The organism is Paenibacillus sp. J22P51, assembly GCF_059692215.1.
Map to the genome: position 1 here is coordinate 447,970 of NZ_JCAUAZ010000003.1, position 25,220 is coordinate 473,189.

Genomic DNA, 25,220 nt, shown 5'->3' on the forward strand with positions numbered 1-25,220 from the left:
CCGATTAGGAAGCCTGGAGTTGTGGAACGAATGAAGCAACTCAAATTTTTTATTACTTACATCCGATTTAGGAGGCCAATTTCATGTTAAGATCTTTGTACTCAGGTGTTTCAGGTATGCGTGGCTTTCAAACGAAGCTAGATGTTATTGGTAATAATATTGCTAACGTTAATACGATCGGCTTTAAGGGTGGTCGTGTTATGTTTAAAGACATTCTTAGTCAGACAGTGTCTGGTGTGAGTGCGGCCGATGAGAACCGTGGTGGAGTGAACGCACAGCAAGTTGGCTTAGGTGTTAGTTTGTCTGCTATTGATACTGTACATACGGCAGGCAGTGCGATGACTACGAATGTTGTAACCGATTTGCGCGTGAATGGTGATGGATTCTTCGCAGTTGGAACAGCTGAGCAAGTAGATGCTCCTTATTTGACAAGAGCGGGTAACTTTACAGTAGATGCCAATCGAAATCTTGTTAATTCGGAAGGGCTTCATGTCATGGGCGCAGAGGGTGCAGGTCCAATTGTTATTCCAGAGGATATTGTTTCTTTCTCTATCTCTCAAAATGGTGACATTATTGGTGTAAATGCCGATGGTGAAACGGTCAATACAGGTCAAAAAGTTGGGGTTGTGAAAGTTATCAACCCTGCTGGTCTTGCAAAAATCGGTGGAAATTTGTATCAAATGACCGCGAATGCGAATCCAGTAGGAGAAGACATTGAAGTTGGAGCCGCTGGTAATCCAGAGACAGGTACTGGAACTATAATCTCAGGCCAATTGGAAATGTCTAATGTAGACTTAACCGGAGAATTCACAGAAATGATTATTGCGCAACGTGGATTCCAAGCGAACTCCAGAATTATTACAACTTCAGATCAAATACTCCAAGAGGTTGTAAATCTTAAGCAATAATGAGTAATTGAATGAAAAGAAGGGGGGGCTAAGCTCCCCTAACCCTGATTCTGGAGGAGAAAGATGATTTCTCTCACTCGTTTAAATGGTAGACCGCTTATCTTGAATGCAATTCTAATAGAGCTTATCGAAGAAACTCCGGATACGATGATTACATTGACGACAGGCAAGAAAATCACAGTTCTCGAAAAGGCAGAGGTTGTGGTAAGCTTAGTGCGGACCTACATGCAAGACATTGGTTCCGTACGAGCGACAATACAGTCCAGGGATACGGAGGGTTCGTAAGTGTTTAAGAACAAAATATTTATTCTCATTGTTTCCATACTTATTGCAATCACACTCATTCTCACTGCAGCGTTTGTGTTGTGGAATTTTATGGAGAAGAACAATCAATCCACGGATCCTGCTATGAAGGCTCAGGAAGCTGTTGCAAGTGTGAAGCCAGCGAAACCACCTTCCGCAGAAACTGTGAAAGCTAACACATCCATTATCAAAGATGTTTTGACGAATTTATCAGGCGGACAGAATTTCATAAAAATCAGCTTTGCATTTGAGATGGAAAATTCAAAAGCTAAATCTGAGTTCGATAGCTTACTCGATTCTGCTGTTAAAGGAACGATCGTCAAAATTTTGGGTGATATGACGAAAGAACAAATCGAAGGAAGTAAAGGTTCGGACAGTTTAACTTCTTCAATTATGAACAAACTAAACGAATTAATGCATGAAGGTAAAATTAAACAAATTTGGATAACTGATAAAGTACTGCAGTAACTCGTCAATGATTTTGCTTAAAGGAGGTGACTCGAATGGTTGATGTTTTATCGCAAAATGAGATCGATGCCTTGTTGGCAGCTTTGTCTTCTGGCGAAATGGATGCAGATGAGCTTAAGAAGGAGGATACTCAGAAGAAGGTAAGGGCTTATGATTTTAAGAGAGCAGTACGCTTCTCTAAAGATCATATTCGTAGCTTAACCCGGATTCATGAAAATTTTGCGCGATTTTTAACGACTTATTTCTCAGCTCAGCTGCGTACGTTCGTTCAAATTAGTGTAGTCCAGGTTGAACAATTGCCTTATGATGAATTTATTCGTTCGATCCCGAAAATGACCATTTTGAACATCTTTGAAGCAGAGCCTTTAGAGGGTCGAATGGTGCTTGAGGTTCATCCCAATGTTGCTTTTGCCATGTTGGATCGACTACTTGGCGGAGCAGGTACAACGCCAACCAAAATTAATGCATTAACCGAGATTGAAACGATTGTTATGGAACGAATTTTCAGTAGAGCATTCGATAGCTTGCAGGAAGCATGGAAGACCGTTATAGATATACAACCTCGCTTAGAGGCACTAGAAACGAATCCGCAGTTTATGCAAATTGTTTCTCCCAATGAAACTATTGCATTAATATCGCTGAGCACCAAAATCGGGGACACAACAGGAATGATCAACTTATGTATTCCTCATGTTGTTATTGAACCAATCATGCCTCGACTTTCTGTACATCACTGGTTTGTTTCCCAGAAGAAGACGAGAGCTCCTGAAGAAGTGGAAGCACTTCAATCCCGCTTGGAGAAAACCAAGTTACCTCTCATTGCAGAGTTGGGATCGTCTGAGATTTCTATCCGAGATTTCTTAGGATTAACAATAGGCGATGTAATCCCTCTGCATAAATCCGTCGAAGATTCGCTTCAAGTCAGAGTGGGCGAGAAGCTGAAATATCTCGGAAGCCCTGGTACCGTAAAAGGGAAGATGGCTGTACAAATTACAGAAATCGTTAATGAAGGAGAAGAAGAATATGATGAATAACAGAGATTATTTGTCGCAGGAAGAGATCGATGCTTTATTGAGACAATCATCTGAAGAAAGCTCTGTGTCTTCTTTTCATGGGCCTCCGCAAGTTGAAGATTTTTTATCCCCGCTCGAACAGGATGCACTTGGGGAAATAGGTAATATTACGTTCGGAAGCGCGGCGACAGCGTTATCGACGCTACTAGGCAAGAAAGTTGATATTACGACTCCTAAGGTGTCAGTGATTGGCAAAGAAGAATTGGAAGAACAGTTTCCAAGACCTCATGTTGCCGTTCATGTCAACTATGTTGATGGCTTTGATGGCATTAACTTGCTAGTCATTCAAACGCGGGATGCACAAGTTATCGCTGACCTTATGATGGGTGGAGACGGTACTGGCGGTGATGAAAATCTAAGCGAAATACATATCAGCGCTGTGCAAGAAGCGATGAATCAAATGATGGGTTCATCAGCAACATCCATGTCTACCATATTTAATCGATTTGTCAATATCTCTCCTCCAGGAATCGACATATTAAATTTGTCGAAAGGAGAAGGAAAACTGCCTGACGAGGACGTATTTATAAAGATATCGTTCCGACTTGCCATTGGCGATCTAATTGATTCCAACATCATGCAGCTATTGCCTGTTCCTTTCGCCAAAGAAATGGTATCGATCCTTTTGGGTGGTGGTGATACTGAATCAGCAATGGAAGCTGCACCGGCTGCGCAAGCACCACCAGTAGCAGCTACACCAGTGCAAGAAACTCATAAACCGCAGCCAACACCAGTGTATGAGCAACCTGTATACCAACAACCGATGATGTATGAACAGCCGATGTATCAGCAGCCTCCGATGGGACAGCCGATGTATCCACCACAACAACCGATGTATCCTCCGCAGCAGCCGATGTATCAACAGCCTCCAGCTGCGTTTGGTGGCATGCCTAATCGAAATGTGAATGTTCAGCCTGTACAGTTTGGTAATTTGCAATCAGGTGCATACGCGCAAGCGGATGATACGAACTTGAATTTACTTCTCGATATACCACTTAAGGTAACCGTAGAGTTGGGCAGAACAAACAAGGTGATTAAAGACATCTTAGAGCTGTCTCAGGGTTCGATCATTGAATTGGACAAGCTTGCTGGTGAACCAGTAGACATATTGGTAAATAATAAGTTGATTGCCAAAGGTGAAGTTGTAGTCATCGATGAGAATTTTGGGGTTCGTGTTACTGACATTGTTAATCAATGGGAACGAATTCAAAAATTACAATAATTTAATTTTAGGGGGATATTTTCAATGGCTAACCGTATTCTAATTGTGGATGATGCAGCTTTTATGAGAATGATGATTCGTGATATTTTATCTAAAAATGGGTACGAAGTATGTGGCGAGGCGAATGATGGAGCGCAAGCTATCGAAAAATATAAAGAGTTAAAGCCTGATCTAATTACTATGGATATCACGATGCCTGAAATGGATGGTATTCAAGCTCTAAAAGAAATCAAGAAGATTGAACCAAACGCGAAAGTCATTATGTGTTCTGCGATGGGACAACAAGCCATGGTTATTGATGCGATTCAAGCAGGAGCGAAAGACTTCATCGTTAAACCATTCCAAGCTGACCGTGTTATCGAAGCTATCAAAAAGACTCTAGGTTAAACCGTCCGAATTCGGTTGAGTCTTACATAAACCGAAAGGGTTGTTCTTATGAAAAGACGTCAATCGAATAATACCTGCTTATACATACTTAGTTTGATCGCTTTACTCTTTACAAGCCAAGTTGTATATGCTGAAACAGAACCAAATCAAGAGATTCCAATTTCAGACTATCCGGGTTCATTGGGCCAGGCGGACTCATTGTTTATGGTTGCGAAGGTTATTTTAGTCCTTGTATTCATTATCATTCTCTTTTATGTATTGATGAGGTATGTGGCGAAGAAAAATAAAGGTACATTGTTTGGGAACTCGATTCGCTCTTTAGGTGGAGTTCCCCTTGGACAAAACAAATCTATTCAAATTGTTGAAATTGGGCATTCGCTCTTCGTAGTTGGCGTTGGTGAGAACATTCAATTATTGGATAAAATCATTGACGCCGATGAAGTAGCCTATATCTCAGAACTTCTAAATTCGTCACAAGACGATCGAATGGGGTTCAGTACAATTAGTAAATGGTTCAACAAGCTGCCTCTAAAAAAGAACGACGTGGAAGAGGAAGTAGAATTTACAACTTCTTTTCAACAAGTGTTCCATGATAAATTACGGCGAGTAACGGATCGCAATAAGAATGTAGAAGAATGGTTGTCTGATCAAAAACAAACAGATCGGTTGAATGAAGAATGAAAAGAAATAAACTAGTTGGTGTACTGCTGCTTGTCGTGATATCCATTTTCCTATTATCTTTAACTGCTTCTGCTGCCGAAACGGATGTTACGAATCCGATTCCAGGTTTGAATGTCAATATCGGTACAAGTACGGCAACAGGGGGATCATCGAATACAGTAACTCTCCTTTTGTTGCTTACTGTGTTAAGTTTAGCTCCTTCTTTTCTAATTTTAATGACAAGCTTCACAAGAATTGTTATTGTGCTGGGTTTTGTTCGAACGTCTTTAGGAACTCAACAAATGCCACCTAACCAGGTTTTAATCGGACTCGCTCTGTTTTTAACCTTTTTTATTATGTCTCCAACTTTAGGGGAAGTTAATCAAACAGCACTTCAGCCTTATTTAAAGGGTGAAATCAACCAAACGCAGGCCTTTCAGACTGCGTCACTACCCATGAAGAAGTTTATGTTTAAGCATACGCGCCAAAAGGATTTGAAGCTGTTTCTTGACTATTCCAAAGCAAAAGCGCCTACAGGGGTTGAAGACATACCCATCACTTCATTAGTGCCTGCCTATGCGATTAGTGAATTAAAATCAGCATTTCAAATGGGATTCATGATATTTATTCCGTTTTTGGTTATTGATATGGTTGTATCCAGTACGTTAATGGCTATGGGGATGATGATGCTCCCGCCCGTAATGATTTCACTCCCATTTAAAATCCTTCTTTTTATTCTTGTAGATGGTTGGTATCTTGTGGTGAGATCGTTACTCTTAAGCTACGGTTAATGACCAAGATATCGGAGGGAATCTAGATGGGTTCGGAATTTGTAATACGAATTGCTGGCGAGGCTGTTTACACCGTTCTTAAAGCTAGTGCGCCAATGCTTCTTATAGGTTTAATCGTTGGTCTTGCCATAAGTATTTTTCAAGCAACGACTCAGATTCAAGAGCAAACATTGGCCTTTGTTCCGAAAATTGTTGCTGTTCTGCTTTCCATCCTCATTTTTGGTTCGTGGATTATGAATACTTTGGTTGATTTTACCTTTAATCTACTCAACAATCTTTACAAATTCGTTGGTTAGGTTGTGAGTGAAATGCCAACATTTATTCAAGCGATCCCTATCTTTCTGCTTATTTTTTGTCGAATTACATCATTTTTTGTCGTGGTTCCTATTTTTTCTTCCAGAAATGTTCCCATGATGTTCAAGGTGGGACTTTCCGTTTTTATTTCTTTAATAATTTTCGCGACGATGGGAATGGAGAAGTCCGTACCGATTGATGGCGTCTACGTGCTTTTGATTATTCGTGAAATGCTAATCGGTGTTTTATTAGGATTTCTCGCATATTTGTTTTTCACAGTTGTGCAAACAGCTGGTTCATTTATGGATATGCAAATTGGATTTAGTATGGCGAGTGTAATTGATCCCTTAACAGGTGCATCAACGCCGATGCTAGGAAATCTGAAATATATGATTGCTGTTTTGTTATTTCTGTCTTTCGACGGACATCATTACTTGCTCAGGGCAATTATTGAAAGTTATAAATGGGTGCCGATCGATAACGATTTATTTAGCCGCATTTATGACGGACAAATATCAGATTTTTTATTTCATTCGCTTTCCAAAATGTTTTATTTGTCCTTCCAACTGGCAGCACCAATAGTAGCAGCGTTATTTTTAACAGATTTAGGTTTAGGCCTTTTGACAAGGGTCGCACCGCAATTCAATATATTTGTAATAGGTGCCCCTCTTAAAATGATTCTCGGTTTTTTTCTACTCGTTATTGTATTTCCAGAGTTAATTTCACAATTCCAACAATTATTCGGAATCATTTTTGACTACATGGAGAAAATGCTTCAAATTATAGCTGGAACATCGCAGACATCACCTAAGTAGGAGGAGTACCGTGTCCCAACAACTTCGTATACAGCTAGATTTACAATGGTTTGCTGGGGAAAAGACGGAGCCTGCTACAGCGAAGAAGAGACAGGATGCCAGAAAAAAGGGTCAAGTTGCAAAAAGTATGGACTTGCCCGCGGCTTCCATTTTACTTTTTTCCTTCGTAGCTTTTCTAATGTTTGGTTCCTTTATGAAAGGAAAGCTAATTCATATTTTTCGTAATGTATATGAGAATCAACTTGGAATGGACATTACAATAGGGAATGTGCAAGTGTTATTTGTGGATTTAACTCAACAAGGGTTGATAATTATGGCGCCAATCTTTCTTTTTGTAGTCCTCGTCGCCTTTATTGCGAATTATGCACAAGTTGGTTTTATGTTTATCGGTGAACCTTTAATGATGAAGTTTGACAAAATTAATCCAATTGCTGGATTCAAGAAAATCTTTTCCTTGCGAACAGTGATTGACTTTTTAAAGTCAACATTGAAAATGTTGATTATCGGTTATGCCGTATATACGACTTTAATGGGGCAGAAGGACAGGCTTCTTGGCTTAGGACATGCACCCTTAGAGAATACATTTTCGTTTATTGCTTCGGTTACATTGAGATTAGGAATTAAAATAGGTGCAATTTTAATTGTTTTAGCTATTTTTGATTACATTTATCAAAAGTATGAACATGAGAAAAGTCTTAAGATGTCCAAACAGGATATCAAAGATGAATATAAGAAAAGTGAAGGCGATCCTCTAATTAAAGGGAAGATCCGTGCCAAACAACGCCAAATGGCCATGCAACGAATGATGCAGGATGTTCCTAAGGCCGATGTCATCATTACAAACCCAACTCACTTTGCAGTTGCACTTAAATATGATTCGACAAATATGCAGGCTCCTACTGTAATTGCAAAAGGGGCAGACTATGTAGCCTTAAAAATTAAAGAGGTCGCCAAACAAAATGGCGTCATGACAATGGAAAATAAGCCGCTTGCTCGAGCGATTTTTGCACAGGTGGAAATTGGTGAAGCGATACCAGCGGACCTATTCCAGGCTGTGGCAGAAGTACTAGCGTATGTATATAAGATGAAGGGTAAGACGAATTAACGTAGAGGGAGGTGCAATCTGATGAAAATCAAAGATTTATTAGTTCTAGTCGGTATTATTGGCATCGTGTTGATGATGATTGTACCTGTTCCTATCCCTTTGCTGGACTTTTTACTAATTATTAATATTTCAATAGCTTTAATGATTATCTTGGTTGCAATGAATACGCAAGAAGCGCTCCAATTTTCAATTTTTCCTTCCTTGTTATTGATTACCACGCTCTTCCGATTAGCTTTAAACGTATCAACAACTCGTAATATTTTAGCGCATGCTGAAGCAGGCGACGTAGTCAGAACTTTTGGTTCATTCGTAGCGCAAGGCAATATCGTTGTGGGATTCGTCGTGTTTCTCATCCTTGTCTTAGTTCAGTTTATTGTTATTACCAAAGGTTCTGAGCGCGTTGCCGAGGTTGCAGCTAGATTTACCTTGGATGCGATGCCAGGTAAGCAAATGAGTATTGATGCTGATTTGAATGCGGGCTTGATCAATGAGATTCAAGCTAGAGAACGAAGACAAAAGATTGAACGAGAAGCTGATTTCTATGGTGCCATGGATGGTGCCAGTAAGTTTGTAAAAGGTGATGCGATTGCCGGGATCATTATTCTTGTTATCAATCTAATCGGCGGATTTATTATTGGGATGACAATGAAAGGGATGGATTTTCAAGAGGCACTTCAAACCTTCTCGATCCTAACAATCGGTGACGGATTGGTAAGCCAAATCCCTGCACTATTAATTTCAACCGCAGCTGGTATCATTGTAACTCGGGCATCGTCTGAAGGTAACTTAGGTCATGATGTAACGAAACAATTAACGGCACAACCTAAGCTCATGTATATCGTTGCAGGAACGTTAGTTGTTTTAGGAACGTTCACACCGATCCACTGGTTTACAACTTTTCCGATAGCTGGTCTTTTAGTATTTGCTGCATTTAAAATGCAAAAGAATTTGGACCGTGAAGCGATTAAAGAAGAGCAGTTGGTTGAAGAGAAACAGATTGAGGAAGTACGAAGTCCTGAAAGTGTCATTTCCTTACTGCAAGTAGACCCGATTGAATTTGAATTTGGTTATGGGCTTATCCCTCTAGCTGATACACAGCAAGGCGGCGATTTATTGGATCGTATTATCTTAATCCGACGTCAATGTGCTTTGGAGCTTGGTGTTGTAGTGCCCGTTATACGAATCCGTGACAATATCCAATTAAGACCGAATGAGTATATCATCAAAATTAAAGGCAACACGGTTACGCGCGGCGAACTACTCCTAAATCATTATCTGGCGATGAGTCCTGGATTTGATGATGATTCTATTTCAGGAATTGAGACAACGGAACCTGCTTTCGGGTTACCAGCTATTTGGATCGATGAAATGAACAAAGAGAGAGCAGAGCTATCAGGCTATACTGTCGTAGATCCACCATCAGTTGTGGCCACACATTTAACTGAAATTATTAAGAAACATATTCATGAGCTTCTGGGTCGTCAGGAAACGAAGGCGCTTATCGAAAATGTAAGGGAATCGTATCCTGCTCTTGTTGATGATTTAATTCCTTCCGTATTAGCTGTTGGAGATATTCAGAAAGTTCTATCCAAACTTTTACGTGAGAAAATATCTGTTCGTGACTTGGTCACAATTTTAGAGACACTAGCCGACTATGGCACCTACACGAAAGATCCTGAGATCTTAACAGAGTATGTGAGACAGTCATTATCTCGACAAATCACTCAGCAGTTTACTTCACAAGGTGATTCGCTGAAAGTAATTACGGTAGGCCCGTCAGTAGAGAAGAAAATTGCAGATTCCGTGCAACAATCAGATCAAGGGAGCTATCTGGCGCTGGATCCATCATCTTCACAAATCATTTATCATCGTGTTACCGAGCAAGTAACGAAATTAATCCAATCCGGGCAACAGCCCGTCATTTTAACTTCACCTACGATTCGGATGTATGTTAGACAGCTTTTAGAGAGAACGCTACAAGATATTCCTGTCTTATCTTACAGTGAATTAGAGCCTAGCGTTGAAATCCAAAGCATGGGGGTAGTCAATTTATGAGAGTAAAAAGATATGTTGTTGATTCCATGCCTGACGCTTTGCAAAAAATTCGTTCGGATCTTGGCAAGGATGCCGTAATCCTAAACACAAAGGAAATTCGCACAGGCGGCTTTCTTGGCATGTTTGGGAAGAAAAAGATTGAAGTTATTGCAGCGATAGATGGCGCAAATGCAAAACCAGCTCCAGCTCCGCAACGGGTATCTGCAAAGCTGGCACTTCAGCCTAATGTAAGTAGCTCGGCTAATCAGCTCAAGAATAATATGCACCAATCTGACTTTCCTGATGTTCCTGATGTTATTGTACCTGTGGCAAAGAAGAACGAGCCAGTAGCGGTAAATGCCGTTCCTGTACCTGAGAAGATAATCATGAATCCCGCACAGCATCAAGCTTACTCACCTTCATCTGTTCAAACTTCTACTAGAGCTTCGGTTAAAGATGAGCAATTAATGGATGAACTCAAACAAATGAAAGAAATGATGAAGAAGCTTACGCAAGTGACTGATGAGGGTAAGCTTCCAGAAGCCTTACAAAAGCTGGAACAGCGACTATATGATCAAGAAGTAAATCCTACACTGGTTCGTCAAATTATGGATGAGGTCATGGCGGATTTTCAACTTGCGGATGAACCAGTTACCGAAGAGTCAGCTCACCAGCTAGTACGTTCGAAGCTTGGTCAAATTTTTCAAACTGATCAAAGTAAGCATATTTCTGCACAAACTCGTGTTGTTCATTTTGTTGGTCCAACCGGAGTTGGTAAAACAACAACGATTGCCAAGCTAGCAGCAGAGCAAGTTTTGAAATATCACCGTAAAGTTGGTTTTATTACCTCTGACACATATCGAATTGCTGCAATTGAGCAGTTAAAAACGTATGCTACTATTTTAAATGTGCCGCTCGAAGTCGTGTTTTCTCCGCAGGATTTGACGAAAGCGTTTCAGAATTTAGCAGAATGCGACATCATTTTCATGGATACAGCAGGGCGTAATTTCCGGAACGAAATGTATGTTTCAGAATTGAACTCATTGTTGAAGACCCAAGGAAACAGTGAAACAATACTCGTACTTAGTTTAACGACCAAATATCGTGATTTACGGGCGATAACGAATAACTTTAGTAAATTTAAGCTAGATAAAGTACTCTTTACCAAAATGGATGAAACAGATTCCTATGGAGCCATTTTGAATGTTGTTCATGAGTTTTCTCTCAAACTTTCATATGTTACAACTGGGCAAAGTGTTCCCGATGATATTGCGGAAATGAACGAGTGGCAAATCATTGATATGTTATTGGAGGAGCCTAGAACATGAAGGATCAAGCAGAAGGGTTACGGAATCTGGTTCAGACGCAGGTTGATAAAGGCACAAGAACAACCAGGATCATTACCGTGACTAGTGGAAAAGGTGGGGTAGGTAAATCCAATTTTACGCTAAACTTCGCTTTATCACTGCAGTCTCTCGGTTATAAGGTACTTGTCTTCGATGCAGATATTGGGCTAGCTAACATTGACGTTTTAATGGGCGTATCCTCAACGTACAGTCTTTATCACTTGTTAAAGAAGGACAAGACGATTTGGGAAATCATCCAAAAGGGATCCAATGATTTAGAGTTTATCGCTGGCGGTTCTGGTTTTAATGACTTATTGCGATTAAGCGAAGAAGAGTTAGATTATTTTGCAGAGCAAGTTATGCAACTGAACGGGTATGTAGATTTTATCATTTTCGATACAGGAGCAGGCTTATCCAAAGAGACGTTAAAGTTCATTCTTGCAGCTGAAGAAGCGATTGTCGTTACAACTCCTGAACCAACATCGATTACAGATGCTTATGCCATTATCAAGATGGTGAATTCAATGGGACACGATGTATCATTTAAACTAGTTATTAATCGCGTAACTGATGCAAGAGAAGGGAAGCAGACGGCTGACAAAATTTCGTTAGTAGCCAAACAATTCTTGGATATTCATATCCCAACCTTAGGTTTTGTTGATGATGATCCGGTTGTTTCGAAAGCAGTGAAGAGGCAAATTCCTTTTTCTCTCGCATTTCCTTATTCCGCAGCTACGAAAAGTATCAAAACGCTTACGGATAACTATATAAAAGGATATCGAGTTATTGAAGCACCTTCTACTGGTGTCAAGAGCTTTCTAAATAAAATGTTGAAGCTATTGAAATAGGATTTTTGAAAATCGTGTCGAATAAGCAGATAGAGGGGGGAAGCAGCTTGGCAATATATAACATTCTTGTCGTAGATGACTCCGTCTTTATGCGAAAAATAGTTAGTGATTTAATTTCTGAAAATCAACAATTTAAGGTCATTGGTACTGCCAAAAATGGCGAAGAAGCAATTGAACTAGTTAAGCTGCTTCGACCAGATGCTGTTACGATGGATATAGAAATGCCTGTAATGAATGGATTGGATGCGCTTAAACACATCATGGATGAGCAACCAACCCCTGTCATCATGCTAAGCTCCCTGACACAAGAGGGGGCAGCTGAGACGATTAAAGCTTTGGAGTTGGGAGCAGTAGACTTTATTCGAAAGCCTTCGGGTTCCATCTCTCTGGATCTGTTTAAAGTTAAACTTTTACTGCATGAGAAACTGCTAATGGCAGTTCGTTCGAAAATGAAAGTTATTCAACCTTCACTCGTTCAGTCACCATTGATAAAGGTTAATCCATTGTCTTTAAGATCAAAGCTGATTAAAGAGACTTTGAAACACTCAGACGCGAATGTTCCGGTTACCCAAGCTACTACGAATTTTAATCATGTAGTTGCGATAGGTACTTCTACCGGAGGTCCGCGAGCGTTACATCAGGTTATTTCCAATATTCCCGCAGGTTTCCCAGCTCCAATCTTAATTGTGCAGCATATGCCACCCAATTTCACCAAATCACTAGCCCAGCGTTTGAATGATATTTCTCAAATTAGGGTTGTTGAAGCGGAGGATGGCGAAGTCCTTCAAACCGCTACTGCTTATGTGGCTCCGGGAGGATGGCATATGGTTATCTACAAAGATCCGAACCGAACGTACAAAATCCGACTAACCAAAGATGAACCTGTTTCTGGTCATCGACCATCTGTTGATGTGATGTTTGATTCCTTACTCAACATGCATGAATTAAAGAGACATGTCGTTTTGATGACTGGAATGGGAAGTGATGGAGCCAAAGGAATGCTTTCTCTGAGGCAATCAGGTGCAACAACAACAATTGCCGAGGCGGAAGAAACCTGTGTCGTATATGGGATGCCAAGAGCCGCTGTAGAAAACCAAGCTGCGATGCATGTTTTACCCCAACAGGATATTGCAGTTCGATTATCTAGGTGTGTAGTGAATGAAGTAAACTGAAGCAAACTAGGGTACTGGATGATTCTATTGGAGGTGTGTGGTAGTGGAACTTAGTCAATATTTGTCGATGTTTATCGATGAATCAAAAGAGCACTTGCAATCATTGAATGAAAATCTTCTCAATTTAGAAAGTAATCCAAAAGACATAAGTATAGTACATAATATTTTTCGTTCAGCTCATACGTTAAAAGGGATGTCCGCAACGATGGGATTTGAGGACATCGCTGCACTTACACATGATATGGAAAATGTGCTTGACCTCGTACGTAATAGTAAAATTGAGATGGACTCCTACATATTCGATTGTATTTTCAAAAGCTTGGACTCCTTGGAATCCATGGTGGAAGATATCATTCAAGGCGGTACAGGCAAAGCGGACGTTAGTCCGATTGTCGCTTCTCTGAGATCCATCGTGACAGGTGACTACAAAAAAACACAGGCCCCTACAACTGCTATTGCTGTAAAAGAACCTGCTAAAGGTATTGAAGTGGATGAGTTTCAGTACTCCATACTCCAACAGTCTATCGATTCTGGGTTTCTTGTTTTCTATATCGAAGTCAGCGTTAATGAAAACTGTGTGTTGAAAGCTGCACGTGCTTACATGGTATTCGAAGCAATGGAACGAATGGGCGAGATCATTAAGTCAACGCCTTCCGTGCAAGAAATTGAGCAAGAGAAATTTGACCGCTCGTTCTCACTTTACTTTATTTCAAAAGTAGATCAAGCAACGCTAGAGAAAGAGATTTTAAATGTTTCGGAGATTGCATCTGCCGTTATTATTACCGTAGATACAGAATCTCTTGCAGAATTATCACGACCGATTACGGAAATTGAATCAGCACACAAAGAAATTGCAGCTGCCGTTGTGGCAACTGTGACGACTCCAGATGTAGAAGTACCAAAAGCTGCCGATGCAGTAGTCACTGCTGCTAAACCAGTTGCAGGCGGAGCACCGGTTGCGAGTCGCACGATACGTGTAGATATTGAGCGTTTAGACACGCTTATGAATTTATTCAGTGAGCTATTGATTGACCGTGTTCGTTTAGAGCAATTAGCGAGTGAAGTGAAACGAAATGATTTGACGGAAACCGTTGAACACATGTCGCGTGTTAGCAGCGATTTGCAAAATATCGTTTTGAAGCTTCGCATGGTTCCAGTAGATTCGGTATTCAATAGATTCCCTCGGATGATTAGAGACTTAGCGAAATCCTTGGATAAGAAAGTAGATCTTGTGATCACAGGTGCTGATACTGAATTAGACCGTACGGTTATCGATGAAATCGGCGATCCGCTAGTTCATTTATTGCGAAATGCGGTCGATCACGGTATTGAGTCAATCAGTGATCGTGTAGCAGTAGGCAAATCAGAGCAAGGAACAATTCAGCTTCGTGCATTCCACAGTGGAAACCATGTCTTTATTGAGATTGAGGAAGATGGCAGAGGTATTTACCGTGAGAAGGTTTTGAAAACTGCTTTGAAGAATGGTCTTGTGACGGCCGAACAGGCTGCAAAATTAACGGATCATGAAGTTTATAACTTGCTCTTCGCTTCCGGCTTTAGTACGGCTGAGAAAATTTCTGACATTTCTGGTCGCGGTGTTGGATTAGACGTAGTTAAGACGAAGATTCAAATGCTAGGTGGACATGTACAAGTTGATTCGAAGCCTGGCTTCGGGAGCAAATTTTCCGTACAGCTACCACTGACTCTATCTATTATTTCTGCGATGCTAGTGCGTCTGGGTAGTGAGAAGTATGCAATTCCTTTATCTTCAATTGTTGAAACATCTGCTATTCAGAAGTCTCAGATCCGTAACATCCAAGGAACGAAAATGATTGATTATCGCAAATCAGTCATTCCATTAGTATCTGTGAGCACCTTATTCCAGGTTCCTGATTTCAATGAGGATTTGGAAGAAGAAACAGAAATCGTTGTCGTTCGCAAAGGTGATAAGCAAGTAGCGCTCATGGTGGACGAATTTATCGGTCAGCAAGAGATCGTGTTAAAAACGTTAGGCAAATACTTAACTGGAATTTTCGCAATTTCAGGAGCAACCATTCTCGGGGATGGACAAGTTGCTTTGATCATTGATCCGAATGCATTGATTAAATAAAACCATATTCGTTAAGGAGGATTTCAAAATGGGAGAAGAAAAAAAAGTAATTGTCTTCGCACTTGGATCGGAAGAGTATGGTGTTGAGGTAGAAAAAGTTAGAACAATAGAAAGAATGCAGCCAATGACACGTGTGCCCAAAGCACCGGAATTTATTAAAGGTGTTATTAATTTGCGTGGTGTCGTTATTCCGATTATTGATTTACGTGCAAGATTTGGACTTGAAGAGGTATCAAGCACGGATGCAACTCGGATTATTATCGTTTCTGCTGCAGAATTTGAAGTAGGACTGATTGTTGATTCTGCAAATGATGTTATTGATGTCGATACGGATAATATTAATACACCGCCTGAAGTTGTAGGTGGTATAAAAGCCAAGTACTTGGATGGCATTGCGCGTGTAGGCGATAATCGATTGTTGGTACTCCTTAACCTAGAGCAAGTCTTGAATCGCAGCGAAATTCAGCAACTAGAAAGATTCGAGGAATAGCTCGTGGACGTTTTTAGCCAATTAGAGGATTTTCAATTAGATGTACTTAAGGAAGTAGGGAACATTGGCGCGGGGCATGCAGCAACTGCGCTTTCTACCTTACTGGATAAGCCAATCGATATGCTTGTGCCGAAAGTAAGAATGCTGCCTTTCGAAGAAATTTGCGAGAGTGTTGGCGGTGCTGAGACTGTGGTCTTGGCCATCTTCTTACGTGTTGATGGGGATGCTCCAGGGAATATGTTTTTCATCCTTGACTTGTATGCAGCCAAAAATATGCTTCGAGATTTGGTCGGTTTATCACTTCCTGATCAAGAAGAATATTCAGAGCTTGAATTATCTGCATTGAATGAAATTGGCAACATTCTTGCCGGGTCTTATTTATCCTCACTTGCTGATTTTACGAATTTAAATATGCAGCCGACGGTTCCAGCGCTGGCGATCGACATGGCTGGTGCAATTTTAAGCTATGGTTTATTGCAATTTGGTCAGATGGGAGACCAGGCTCTTCTCATTGAAACTAAATTTTTGGAAGGGGAGAACGAAGTGCAAGGGCACTTCTTCCTAATCCCTGATCCGGAATCGTTTGGTAAAATCTTTTCGGCATTAGGGGTAGTCTCTCCATGACGCAAGAAAACTTAATTAAAGTAGGTATGGCTGATTTAAATGTTGCTCATCAAGTCGGTGTATTGAAGACAACAGGTTTGGGCTCATGTGTAGGGGTTACGCTATACGATAGCCGATCAAAAGTAGCTGGAATGGCACATGTCATGCTGCCTTCATCCGAAATAGCTAGGGAAGGCTCTTTGAACATAGCCAAGTATGCAGATACGGCGATTCCTGAACTAATTTCTAGAATGGAAAAGCTAGGAGCAAATATTAACAAATTAGAAGCCAAGCTTGCTGGCGGCGCTCAAATGTTTGCATTTGCAGGAAATAATGATACGATGAGAATCGGACCGAGGAATGTAGAATCTTGTAAGGAAATGTTGAATCGTTACAAGATTCCAATTCTAGCTGAGGATACAGGAGCTAATTATGGTCGTACGATTGAATTTTCTAGTGCGACTGGCATTTTACTGATCCGTAGTGTCCAATTGGGAGTAAAGGAAATTTAATGATGATTGGAACTATACGAATAAATCTCATCGTTGCTTTGTTAGCAGGAATCTTCACATTTGCATTGTCGATTGGTAATAATTTATTCTTATCATCTTGCATCAAAAGTGGATACAGCTTTCTTATTTTATTCGTAATAACATTTGGTTTTAGATGGGTGTTAGGTTTATTAATTGGACCTGTTACTTCAATAGATGATTCATCACATGAGAACTCCTCATCCGCGGTTGGTCAAAACCTGGATTTGAGCACACCTGATGAGGATGAGGAAACACGGGAAATGATGAAAGCAAACCACACGAACAATACTAAAGATGCACATTCAAATGAAATGCAATTTTCACCATTGAATCCACCTAAGCTAGTCACCAAGAATAATTTGGACCCTGAACAACTGGCGGGTGCCTTGAGGCGTATGTCTGAAGATTAAGGATGGTGAATCTTAAATCATGATTGATCAAAAGCAAGTTCAACTTGCGAATATTGAATTGTGGAAACATTGGAAGGAACAGGGCATAATTGCAGCTCGACAAGCACTTATTGAAAACTATTTGCCATTAGTAGAGTATGTTGCAGGTAGATTAGCTATTGGACTCCCTAAAAGTGTTTCTAAAGACGACTTATCTAGCTTTGGGGTCATGGGATTAATTGATGCCATCGAGAAGTTTGATTATGCACGCGGCTTACAATTTGAAACCTATGCTTCATGGAGAATTCGTGGTTCTATTATTGATGGTTTACGACAAGGGGATTGGGTTCCTAGGTCCGTTAGGGAAAAAGCCAAAAAAGTAGAAGAAGCCTATCAAAAGCTCGAACAGCAATATCTTCGATCTGTTACGGATATAGAGATTAGCACTTATCTGCAAATCAGTGAGCAGGATTTTCAGCAAATGCTACAGGATATTTCCATTACGACGATTTGTTCGATTGATGATCCTATTCGAGAAGAAGAATCGGAAACAAGACTTTCCCTTATTGTTGACGAGAAAGCCAAAAATCCAGAAGCTCAAGTGAATGAGTTTTATCTCAAAGAATCGTTAGCGAAAGCGATAGACCGATTGACTGAAAAAGAGAGAACGGTTGTTTCCCTATTTTATTTCGAAGAATTATCCTTAAGTGAAATTGCTGAAGTAATGTGTTTATCTCCATCACGCATTTCACAGCTTCATTCCAAAGCGATCTTAAGACTTAAAGGTGTACTCGGACGCTTTAAAAATCAACTTTTTCAAGATAATTAAACTTATTCTGAAAGTATGGAAAGGTGGTATGTCCGTGAGTGAAGGGAACATGCCTTTGGATTACTTCATTAGTATTACTGTGTCAGATGACAAATTATCTGCTCATTTACTGATTAGTAATACGGATGATACGTTTAAAGTCTCAATTGGGCAATTATTGGATTTAGTTCAAAAAAGCCGAATTATTCATGGTGTAAATCAAGTTGTTCTTGCAGAAATTGCTGCAAACCCAAGATCTTTTTCTCTTATAAAGACATTAATTGCGACGGGAACTAAACCGGTTGAAGGTCAAAATGGGTATATTAAATTATCTTTTGACTTTGATGAAAATGAAAAAAAACCGCTGGAGCTGGAAGACGGCCGGGTCAATTATAAAGAAGTCGTATCACTGCATAACGTTAGAAAAGGTCAATTAATCGGCCAACGATTTTTAGCTACAGCTGGCTCTCCAGGTCGTGCAGTTACTGGCGAGACGCTTTTTACAAAAGCAGGCAAAGAAGCTAGATTCAAATTAGGTAAAAATGTCGTATCGGATGCTGAGCAAATGGGGCTTTATGCTACCATTGATGGCATGGTGGTTCGAACTGATCGGGACAAAATCAATGTTTTCCCCGTTTATGAGATAAATGGGAATGTTGATTATAATGTAGGGAATATTGATTTTATCGGTACTGTTGTTATTAGAGGCAATGTTCTTCCAGGTTTCAAAATAAGGGCAGCTGGAGACATTCGTGTAACAGGCGGTGTAGAAGCCGCGGAACTTGAGGCCGAAGGATCGATTGAAATATCTGCAGGCATTGTAGGACAGAACAAAGCTTTCATAAAAGCAGGTAAAAATGTGAAGAGCTCCTTCATTCAAGACGCAACGATTGAAGCTGCAGGTGAACTTACCGTGTCTCAAAGTATCATGCACTCTACGGTGAGAGCAGGTAAAAATGTCAATTGTGTAGGAGCAAAAGGTCTAATCGTAGGGGGGACTATTCAAGCTGGAGAACGTGTTACGGCTAGAACAATTGGAAATTCAATGTCAACGACAACGGTTATTGAAGTAGGCGTGCTGCCTGAGCTTCGTAATGAAATGATTCAACTTCGTAACCAACTAAAGTTATTGATGGAGAATATGGAAAAGTCAAGTAAAGCGCTTTCTTTGTTAGATCAATTGGCTGCTGCGGGTCAGTTAAGTCCTGATAAGCTCGCAATGCGAATTAAACTCAATAATACTAATAAACAATCTATAGACGAACAAGTCACAATTAAGGAACGTATTTTGGAAATCGAGAAATCTCTTGAGGATTCTGAGAATGCCAAGGTTCAGGTTGTATCTACTATTTATGGTGGGACGAAAATAGTAATTGGACGTTACACGAAATTCATTAAAGATCCAACGAACCGAATGACATTCCGATTAAGTGATGGCGATATTACCATGAGTGCAAACGTGTAAGTGAGGAGGAAGTAAACGATGAGTTTCAAAGCCATCGATTTACAATTCGCTGTACACAAGAACGATGAGGCGGGTATTAAGCAAAATCAGTTGATGCAGAAACCGCGGCAGGATGGCATCATTTTAGAAAATCAAGCCACACAATCAACGGAACGTGATCGGGGGCGGACTAGCAAACTCGAAGAGAGTGGGCGTTCAGATATCCTGGATCGTCGTGAACAGAAGAAAACGCAATTGGTCAAAAGTAAGACCAGAGGGCCAGTAGAGAGTGCTTCAACGGACACTGCACACCAGCCGGGACATCCCTATAAAGGTCATCATATCGACTTATCTCTCTAACTTGCTATAGAAAAAGGTGAACCTCATGGTTATGCAGCCGGTGTTATACGTCATCCTTCTTGGTCTTGTATTGATTGTCTATGCAAGATTTATACCGAAGGATCTAACGACGGCCTCATCCGCTAAAGCTACAGTTGTGCAAGAAATCGAAGATACGATTGAACACTTCGCGACTGAAATGGATGAACAAAATCAAGCGATGCTTGATCTATTTTCAAAAACTAAGCAAGATTATGAAGTGGAGCTCGCCAAATTAGCTGGACGTTTGGAGACATTGGAGAGACAAAAGCATGAACTGTCGAAAGAAATTACGACTATTCATGTCAACCAGCATCCAACAGCTGCCCCAAGCGAGATAGTTAGTGCTTTGAGTATGCCGAATCAACAAGAAACTCATACAACTACAAATGTAGATTCGATTGTTCCAGATCCTATCGCAGAGGAACCGGTCTATGTAGGCTTAAGTATGAAAAGCAGATATACCGAATTATTTACTTTGCATGATCAGGGTAAAAGCGTCGAGGCTATTGCCAAAAAACTCAGTATGAATAAAGGCGAGGTAAGTTTGATCCTTCAGCTTTCAAGACAGGAGGAACGGACTCGTGTTTAAAAATAGAGCTTTAGTTTCGGGTATAGGTATAGGAATTATTGTGGGAGCAATCCTTCTACAAGTGATGCTAATTCGGCCTACCTCACCAAGTCAAACAGGTATATCGTTGGAAGAAATGGATCCTCAGAAGCTAAAGGTAGAAGCATCCAAATACTATCAAGTTTTAGAGAAAAATGTAAAGGTATATACGCAAGCGGAATTGGATGCAGCGATCCAGAAGAAACTTAAAGAGGAAGCAGATAAGTTAGCAGCGAATAAGCCACAAGATCAACCTAAAGCGACTTCGCCAGCTGCGCTGACAAAGATCGTTATATATGTGCAGCCAAACCTTGATGCAACGGCTGTTGCGGAACTCCTTGTTAATTCTGGAGTGATTTCAGATCGTAAAGCATTTGTTACTGAACTTGAGAAACAGGGTGGTAACACCAAAATTCAAGTTGGCTACCATGAGTTTGTTGGTGGAATGGATGTGCAATCCATTGTAGCGAATCTGATTACAAAACAATAGTTCGACGACCAAAAGGATCTTTCACAGAGATCTTTTGTTTGTATTCTTATACATAAACTATCCATTTCAAGGGTAGAATGACATTCAGGATAAAAGGTTGCACCTTGTTTTCAGTTGTGGTATATTTATTCACGGTGTTAAAAACTCACGCCCGTCAATTTGCATAATGGTGCTTACTTTTGTAGGTTTTATGCAAAGATGCGAGGGGCGGCGGATACCAAATAAACCACTTAGAGGAGGGATTGGGGATGGCAGTTATCTCCATGAAACAGCTTTTAGAAGCTGGCGTACATTTCGGTCACCAAACACGTCGTTGGAACCCGAAAATGGACAAGTATATCTTTACTGAAAGAAACGGTATTTACATCATCGATCTTCAAAAAACGGTTAAAAAAGTTGAAGAAGCTTACAACTTTGTTAAATCCGTATCTGAAGACAATGGTACAATCCTTTTCGTAGGAACTAAAAAACAAGCCCAAGATTCCGTTGCTGAAGAAGCAGAACGTTGTGGCATGTACTTCATCAACCAACGTTGGTTGGGTGGTACATTGACTAACTTCCAAACGATTCAAAAACGTATCGATCGCTTGAAAACTCTTGAAAGATGGGAAGAGGATGGCACTTTCGAAGTTCTTCCGAAGAAAGAAGTTATCATTCTTCGCAAAGAGAAAGAGCGTCTTGAGAAATTCCTAGGCGGAATCAAGAACATGAAAGGTTTGCCAAGTGCACTTTTCATTATCGATCCTCGCAAAGAGCGTATTGCTGTAGCAGAAGCTCGTAAATTGGGTATCCCAATCGTTGGTATCGTTGATACAAACTGCGATCCAGACGAAATTGATTACGTGATTCCAGGTAACGATGATGCAATCCGCGCAGTTAAATTGTTAACAGCGAAAATTGCTGATGCAGTTATCGAAGCACACCAAGGCGAGCAAACAACAGCTTAAATTATAGCAATGTGAAAAGGGTGGTTGGAAGGTGTAACAGCCTGTCACCACCCTTTTTTTAAAGAATAAACTGGTGTTACATATAGACAATAACTATTTCTCAGGAGGTTACTTAAATGGCAGTTACAGCAGCACAAGTAAAAGAATTACGTGAAAGAACAGGTGCAGGAATGTTAGATTGCAAGAAAGCACTTGAAGAAGCAAACGGCGATATCACTAAAGCTGGTGAAATTCTTCGTGAAAAAGGTCTTTCTGCAGCAGCTAACAAAGCTGGACGTATCGCTACAGAAGGCGCTGTAGAATCTTACATCCACGCTGGCGGTAAAGTTGGCGTTCTAGTTGAGATCAACTGTGAAACAGACTTCGTTGGTAAAACAGAGCAATTCAGAACGTTCTGCAGAGACATTGCTATGCACATTGCAGCAGCAAACCCAATTTATGTCCGTCGTGAAGAAGTACCAACTGAAGCTTTGGAAAAAGAAAAAGAAATTCTTCGCAACCAAGCTTTGAATGAAGGTAAACCAGAGAAAATCATTGATAAAATGGTTGAAGGTCGTATTGGAAAATACTACGAAGAATTCTGCTTGATGGAGCAACAATTCGTTAAAGATCCAGACAAAACAATCGACCAATTGTTGAATGAGAAAGTCGCTGCAATCGGTGAGAACATCTCCATTCGTCGTTTCGTTCGTTTCGGTCTTGGTGAAGGTCTTGAGAAAAAACAAGAAAACTTTGCGGAAGAAGTTATGTCCCAAGTTAAACTATAATAGGTATTCAAAAAGATGGAACACTTGGTGTTCCTTCTTTTTTAGCCCTTAAAGACATGGAGTTATGCATGGAAACGGAGGTCATACAAGTTGGGTCAACCTTTTTATAAAAGAATAGTTCTTAAATTGAGCGGCGAAGCTTTAGCAGGACAGCAGGGATATGGCATTGATTCAGAAGTAATCACCTCCATTGCTCAACAAGTGAAGGATGTTGTAGAATTAAATGTTGAGGTTGCTATCGTTGTTGGCGGCGGGAATATTTGGCGCGGAATCGCAGGTAGTGAGAAAGGTATGGATCGTGCAACAGCGGATTACATGGGGATGCTTGCAACTGTCATGAATTCACTGGCTTTGCAGGATGCATTGGAAAACATTGAGGTACCCACAAGAGTCCAGTCCTCCATTACTATGCAACAAGTCGCTGAACCTTACATACGCAGGAGAGCTATGCGCCATCTTGAAAAGGGTAGAGTTGTTATTTTTGCCGCGGGTACTGGTAACCCTTACTTCTCCACGGATACAACAGCTGCCTTAAGAGCTGCTGAGATTGAAGCTGAAGTTATTCTTATGGCCAAAAATAAAGTGGATGGTGTCTATTCGGCCGATCCTTTCAAAGATCCAACAGCTAAGAAATTCGATACGTTAACCTATATGGAAGTTATTAGTAACAATCTTGGTGTCATGGACTCCACCGCATCTTCCCTTTGTATGGATAACAACATTCCGTTGGTTGTGTTTAACATCACGGAAAAAGGGAATATCAAACGAGTGGTCCTTGGCGATAAAATTGGGACTACAGTTAAAGGGAGTGTATAAACCATGCCGCAATCAGTGAAGAAGAACGCAGAAGATCGGATGGACAAAGCTATTGGAGCGCTTAGAAGAGATTTAACTTCCCTTCGTGCGGGACGTGCTACGCCATCTTTATTGGATCGCATTCAAGTGGAATACTATGGTGCGATGACCCCTGTTAATCAACTAGCTAATTTAACTACACCAGATTCACGTACACTTCTCATTCAACCATGGGATAAAAGCTCTATGTCTTCTATCGAGAAGGCAATTATGAAGTCTGACCTAGGCTTAACACCATCGAATGACGGTATCGTTATTCGTATTGTTATTCCCGCATTAACAGAAGAACGTCGCAGTGACTTGGTGAAAATGACGAAAAAGTTTGGCGAAGAAGCCAAAATTGCTATTCGTAACATTCGCCGTGACGCGAACGACGAAATTAAAAAGCTTGAGAAAGCAGGTATTTCTGAAGATGAATCCCGTAAGCATCAAGAGGATATTCAGAAATTCACTGATAAATTCGTAGCTGAAGTTGAGAAAGTTTTGGCTGCTAAAGAAAAAGAAATCATGGAAGTATAAGATAGATATGCCCCCGGGTATTCATTCGCTGGGGGTTTTTCATCTTTCCCTGTTGGGAGGAACGATTGTGCTCAAGCTATTTAAGAAATGGTTAAAACAAACGCGTAAGCCTGCAACTGCGGCAGCCCTTGAGATAGAGCTGGACAAAGTCCCGGCACATGTTGCGATTATTATGGATGGTAATGGCCGATGGGCCAAACAGAGAGGCCTGCCTCGCGTTGCAGGTCATCATTCGGGCATGAAAAATGTAAAGAAAATTACGATGGCAGCCAATGACATTGGTGTCAAAGTATTGACGATGTATGCTTTCTCCACGGAAAATTGGAAGCGACCGAAAGATGAAGTAGAATTTCTGATGAAGCTGCCACAAGAATTTTTCCCATTGGAAATAGAAGAATTAATTCAGAACAATGTGCGTATTCGTATGACCGGTTGGAAGGAAGGTTTACCTGACTATACATTGAAAGCGATAGAAGGTGCGATCGAGCGGACGAAGGATAACACGGGTCTCATTCTGAATTTTGCTTTAAATTATGGCGGACGTAAGGAAATCATGGCAGGTGTTCAGGATATGATGAAAGACCTGCAAAGTGGAAACTTGAAGCCGGATGAATTGGACGAAGCACTCTTTTCTTCCTACATGTTAACGTCGGATTTACCAGACCCAGATTTGTTAATTCGAACGAGCGGGGAATTACGTTTAAGTAATTTTTTGTTGTGGCAATTAGCTTATTCGGAATTATGGTTCACAGATGCCTATTGGCCAGAATTTACAGAGGACTTATTTATGCAAGCCATTGCTGAATATCAGCGCCGCGGGAGAAGATACGGTGGTATTTGACATCTGATTG

General features: G+C 40.6%; 30 protein-coding genes. All 30 read left to right on the forward strand.

Annotation, left to right across the window (positions count from 1 at the left end):
- Positions 1–83: 83 nt before the first annotated feature.
- The 30 genes from flgG to uppS all read left to right on the forward strand — a co-directional run bounded on the left by flgG (position 84) and on the right by uppS (position 25,210).
- Positions 84–908, forward strand: coding sequence for a flagellar basal body rod protein FlgG (flgG, locus tag AC58QC_RS10295; protein WP_497415058.1), 825 nt, complete (start codon positions 84–86; stop codon positions 906–908).
- Between the two features lie 63 nt (positions 909–971).
- On the forward strand, positions 972–1,193 hold the full coding sequence (locus AC58QC_RS10300; protein WP_497415059.1) for a flagellar FlbD family protein: 222 nt from the start codon (positions 972–974) through the stop codon (positions 1,191–1,193).
- Positions 1,194–1,679, forward strand: a complete 486-nt coding sequence (locus tag AC58QC_RS10305; RefSeq protein ID WP_497415060.1) for a flagellar basal body-associated FliL family protein — start codon at positions 1,194–1,196, stop codon at positions 1,677–1,679.
- Between the two features lie 35 nt (positions 1,680–1,714).
- The gene (gene fliM / locus AC58QC_RS10310) at positions 1,715–2,713 is read left to right on the forward strand and encodes a flagellar motor switch protein FliM (protein WP_497415061.1); all 999 of its coding nucleotides are present in this window, start codon (positions 1,715–1,717) and stop codon (positions 2,711–2,713) included.
- The gene (gene fliY, locus AC58QC_RS10315) at positions 2,706–3,974 is read left to right on the forward strand and encodes a flagellar motor switch phosphatase FliY (protein ID WP_497415171.1); all 1,269 of its coding nucleotides are present in this window, start codon (positions 2,706–2,708) and stop codon (positions 3,972–3,974) included. Before fliM ends, fliY begins: the two co-directional genes overlap by 8 nt.
- Positions 3,975–3,998: 24 nt before the next feature.
- On the forward strand, positions 3,999–4,361 hold the full coding sequence (locus AC58QC_RS10320; RefSeq protein WP_028558282.1) for a response regulator: 363 nt from the start codon (positions 3,999–4,001) through the stop codon (positions 4,359–4,361).
- Between the two features lie 48 nt (positions 4,362–4,409).
- Complete coding sequence (locus tag AC58QC_RS10325) at positions 4,410–5,042, forward strand: flagellar biosynthetic protein FliO (RefSeq protein ID WP_497415062.1); 633 nt, start codon at positions 4,410–4,412, stop codon at positions 5,040–5,042.
- Positions 5,039–5,812: a flagellar type III secretion system pore protein FliP gene (gene fliP / locus AC58QC_RS10330; RefSeq protein WP_497264145.1), complete on the forward strand. Its 774-nt coding sequence runs from the start codon at positions 5,039–5,041 to the stop codon at positions 5,810–5,812. The genes AC58QC_RS10325 and fliP overlap by 4 nt, the downstream gene beginning before the upstream one ends.
- 26 nt (positions 5,813–5,838) lie before the next feature.
- A complete protein-coding gene (gene fliQ / locus AC58QC_RS10335) occupies positions 5,839–6,108 on the forward strand; it encodes a flagellar biosynthesis protein FliQ (RefSeq protein WP_028558285.1) in 270 nt (89 codons plus the stop codon).
- A 12-nt stretch (positions 6,109–6,120) separates the two neighbouring features.
- On the forward strand, positions 6,121–6,921 hold the full coding sequence (gene fliR / locus AC58QC_RS10340) for a flagellar biosynthetic protein FliR (RefSeq protein WP_497415063.1): 801 nt from the start codon (positions 6,121–6,123) through the stop codon (positions 6,919–6,921).
- Positions 6,922–6,931: 10 nt separating this feature from the next.
- Complete coding sequence (flhB, locus tag AC58QC_RS10345; protein ID WP_497415064.1) at positions 6,932–8,026, forward strand: flagellar biosynthesis protein FlhB; 1,095 nt, start codon at positions 6,932–6,934, stop codon at positions 8,024–8,026.
- A gap of 21 nt (positions 8,027–8,047) precedes the next feature.
- Positions 8,048–10,081, forward strand: coding sequence for a flagellar biosynthesis protein FlhA (gene flhA / locus AC58QC_RS10350; protein ID WP_497415065.1), 2,034 nt, complete (start codon positions 8,048–8,050; stop codon positions 10,079–10,081).
- Positions 10,078–11,388, forward strand: coding sequence for a flagellar biosynthesis GTPase FlhF (gene flhF / locus AC58QC_RS10355; RefSeq protein WP_497415066.1), 1,311 nt, complete (start codon positions 10,078–10,080; stop codon positions 11,386–11,388). The genes flhA and flhF overlap by 4 nt, the downstream gene beginning before the upstream one ends.
- On the forward strand, positions 11,385–12,254 hold the full coding sequence (locus tag AC58QC_RS10360; RefSeq protein ID WP_497415067.1) for a MinD/ParA family protein: 870 nt from the start codon (positions 11,385–11,387) through the stop codon (positions 12,252–12,254). Before flhF ends, AC58QC_RS10360 begins: the two co-directional genes overlap by 4 nt.
- A gap of 47 nt (positions 12,255–12,301) precedes the next feature.
- Positions 12,302–13,426, forward strand: a complete 1,125-nt coding sequence (locus AC58QC_RS10365; RefSeq protein WP_497415068.1) for a protein-glutamate methylesterase/protein-glutamine glutaminase — start codon at positions 12,302–12,304, stop codon at positions 13,424–13,426.
- A gap of 43 nt (positions 13,427–13,469) precedes the next feature.
- Positions 13,470–15,536 (forward strand): chemotaxis protein CheW, encoded by a 2,067-nt coding sequence (locus AC58QC_RS10370; RefSeq protein ID WP_497415069.1) that lies wholly within the window; start codon positions 13,470–13,472, stop codon positions 15,534–15,536.
- 28 nt (positions 15,537–15,564) lie between these two features.
- Entirely contained in the window at positions 15,565–16,026 is a 462-nt protein-coding gene (locus AC58QC_RS10375; protein ID WP_497415070.1) for a chemotaxis protein CheW, read from the forward strand.
- Between the two features lie 3 nt (positions 16,027–16,029).
- Complete coding sequence (locus AC58QC_RS10380) at positions 16,030–16,650, forward strand: chemotaxis protein CheC (RefSeq protein ID WP_497415071.1); 621 nt, start codon at positions 16,030–16,032, stop codon at positions 16,648–16,650.
- Positions 16,647–17,141, forward strand: coding sequence for a chemotaxis protein CheD (locus AC58QC_RS10385; protein ID WP_497415072.1), 495 nt, complete (start codon positions 16,647–16,649; stop codon positions 17,139–17,141). Before AC58QC_RS10380 ends, AC58QC_RS10385 begins: the two co-directional genes overlap by 4 nt.
- Positions 17,141–17,572, forward strand: coding sequence for a hypothetical protein (locus tag AC58QC_RS10390; protein WP_497415073.1), 432 nt, complete (start codon positions 17,141–17,143; stop codon positions 17,570–17,572). Before AC58QC_RS10385 ends, AC58QC_RS10390 begins: the two co-directional genes overlap by 1 nt.
- A 19-nt stretch (positions 17,573–17,591) precedes the next feature.
- Complete coding sequence (locus AC58QC_RS10395; protein ID WP_497415074.1) at positions 17,592–18,380, forward strand: FliA/WhiG family RNA polymerase sigma factor; 789 nt, start codon at positions 17,592–17,594, stop codon at positions 18,378–18,380.
- A gap of 28 nt (positions 18,381–18,408) precedes the next feature.
- Complete coding sequence (locus AC58QC_RS10400; RefSeq protein WP_497415075.1) at positions 18,409–19,824, forward strand: flagellar assembly protein A; 1,416 nt, start codon at positions 18,409–18,411, stop codon at positions 19,822–19,824.
- Between the two features lie 18 nt (positions 19,825–19,842).
- Positions 19,843–20,163, forward strand: coding sequence for a hypothetical protein (locus tag AC58QC_RS10405; protein WP_497415076.1), 321 nt, complete (start codon positions 19,843–19,845; stop codon positions 20,161–20,163).
- Positions 20,164–20,194: 31 nt separating this feature from the next.
- Complete coding sequence (locus AC58QC_RS10410) at positions 20,195–20,773, forward strand: hypothetical protein (RefSeq protein ID WP_497415077.1); 579 nt, start codon at positions 20,195–20,197, stop codon at positions 20,771–20,773.
- Positions 20,766–21,281, forward strand: a complete 516-nt coding sequence (locus tag AC58QC_RS10415; RefSeq protein ID WP_497415078.1) for a hypothetical protein — start codon at positions 20,766–20,768, stop codon at positions 21,279–21,281. The genes AC58QC_RS10410 and AC58QC_RS10415 overlap by 8 nt, the downstream gene beginning before the upstream one ends.
- 248 nt (positions 21,282–21,529) lie before the next feature.
- Positions 21,530–22,228: a 30S ribosomal protein S2 gene (gene rpsB / locus AC58QC_RS10420; RefSeq protein ID WP_056625008.1), complete on the forward strand. Its 699-nt coding sequence runs from the start codon at positions 21,530–21,532 to the stop codon at positions 22,226–22,228.
- Positions 22,229–22,344: 116 nt separating this feature from the next.
- A complete protein-coding gene (gene tsf, locus AC58QC_RS10425) occupies positions 22,345–22,995 on the forward strand; it encodes a translation elongation factor Ts (RefSeq protein ID WP_497415079.1) in 651 nt (216 codons plus the stop codon).
- Positions 22,996–23,085: 90 nt separating this feature from the next.
- A complete protein-coding gene (pyrH, locus tag AC58QC_RS10430; protein WP_497415080.1) occupies positions 23,086–23,811 on the forward strand; it encodes a UMP kinase in 726 nt (241 codons plus the stop codon).
- Between the two features lie 3 nt (positions 23,812–23,814).
- On the forward strand, positions 23,815–24,369 hold the full coding sequence (gene frr / locus AC58QC_RS10435; protein ID WP_056625017.1) for a ribosome recycling factor: 555 nt from the start codon (positions 23,815–23,817) through the stop codon (positions 24,367–24,369).
- Positions 24,370–24,436: 67 nt separating this feature from the next.
- The gene (gene uppS, locus AC58QC_RS10440) at positions 24,437–25,210 is read left to right on the forward strand and encodes an undecaprenyl pyrophosphate synthase (RefSeq protein WP_497415081.1); all 774 of its coding nucleotides are present in this window, start codon (positions 24,437–24,439) and stop codon (positions 25,208–25,210) included.
- The last annotated feature ends 10 nt before the right edge of the window (positions 25,211–25,220 follow it).

Coding starts and splice junctions, on each gene's coding strand:
- flgG (WP_497415058.1), top strand. CDS start 84: ATGTTAAGATCTTTGTACTCAGGTGTTTCAGGTATGCGTGGCTTTCAA.
- AC58QC_RS10300 (WP_497415059.1), top strand. CDS start 972: ATGATTTCTCTCACTCGTTTAAATGGTAGACCGCTTATCTTGAATGCA.
- fliM (WP_497415061.1), top strand. CDS start 1,715: ATGGTTGATGTTTTATCGCAAAATGAGATCGATGCCTTGTTGGCAGCT.
- fliY (WP_497415171.1), top strand. CDS start 2,706: ATGAATAACAGAGATTATTTGTCGCAGGAAGAGATCGATGCTTTATTG.
- AC58QC_RS10320 (WP_028558282.1), top strand. CDS start 3,999: ATGGCTAACCGTATTCTAATTGTGGATGATGCAGCTTTTATGAGAATG.
- AC58QC_RS10325 (WP_497415062.1), top strand. CDS start 4,410: ATGAAAAGACGTCAATCGAATAATACCTGCTTATACATACTTAGTTTG.
- fliP (WP_497264145.1), top strand. CDS start 5,039: ATGAAAAGAAATAAACTAGTTGGTGTACTGCTGCTTGTCGTGATATCC.
- fliQ (WP_028558285.1), top strand. CDS start 5,839: ATGGGTTCGGAATTTGTAATACGAATTGCTGGCGAGGCTGTTTACACC.
- fliR (WP_497415063.1), top strand. CDS start 6,121: ATGCCAACATTTATTCAAGCGATCCCTATCTTTCTGCTTATTTTTTGT.
- flhA (WP_497415065.1), top strand. CDS start 8,048: ATGAAAATCAAAGATTTATTAGTTCTAGTCGGTATTATTGGCATCGTG.
- flhF (WP_497415066.1), top strand. CDS start 10,078: ATGAGAGTAAAAAGATATGTTGTTGATTCCATGCCTGACGCTTTGCAA.
- AC58QC_RS10360 (WP_497415067.1), top strand. CDS start 11,385: ATGAAGGATCAAGCAGAAGGGTTACGGAATCTGGTTCAGACGCAGGTT.
- AC58QC_RS10375 (WP_497415070.1), top strand. CDS start 15,565: ATGGGAGAAGAAAAAAAAGTAATTGTCTTCGCACTTGGATCGGAAGAG.
- AC58QC_RS10385 (WP_497415072.1), top strand. CDS start 16,647: ATGACGCAAGAAAACTTAATTAAAGTAGGTATGGCTGATTTAAATGTT.
- AC58QC_RS10390 (WP_497415073.1), top strand. CDS start 17,141: ATGATGATTGGAACTATACGAATAAATCTCATCGTTGCTTTGTTAGCA.
- AC58QC_RS10395 (WP_497415074.1), top strand. CDS start 17,592: ATGATTGATCAAAAGCAAGTTCAACTTGCGAATATTGAATTGTGGAAA.
- AC58QC_RS10400 (WP_497415075.1), top strand. CDS start 18,409: ATGTCCGTGAGTGAAGGGAACATGCCTTTGGATTACTTCATTAGTATT.
- AC58QC_RS10405 (WP_497415076.1), top strand. CDS start 19,843: ATGAGTTTCAAAGCCATCGATTTACAATTCGCTGTACACAAGAACGAT.
- AC58QC_RS10410 (WP_497415077.1), top strand. CDS start 20,195: ATGCAGCCGGTGTTATACGTCATCCTTCTTGGTCTTGTATTGATTGTC.
- rpsB (WP_056625008.1), top strand. CDS start 21,530: ATGGCAGTTATCTCCATGAAACAGCTTTTAGAAGCTGGCGTACATTTC.
- tsf (WP_497415079.1), top strand. CDS start 22,345: ATGGCAGTTACAGCAGCACAAGTAAAAGAATTACGTGAAAGAACAGGT.
- frr (WP_056625017.1), top strand. CDS start 23,815: ATGCCGCAATCAGTGAAGAAGAACGCAGAAGATCGGATGGACAAAGCT.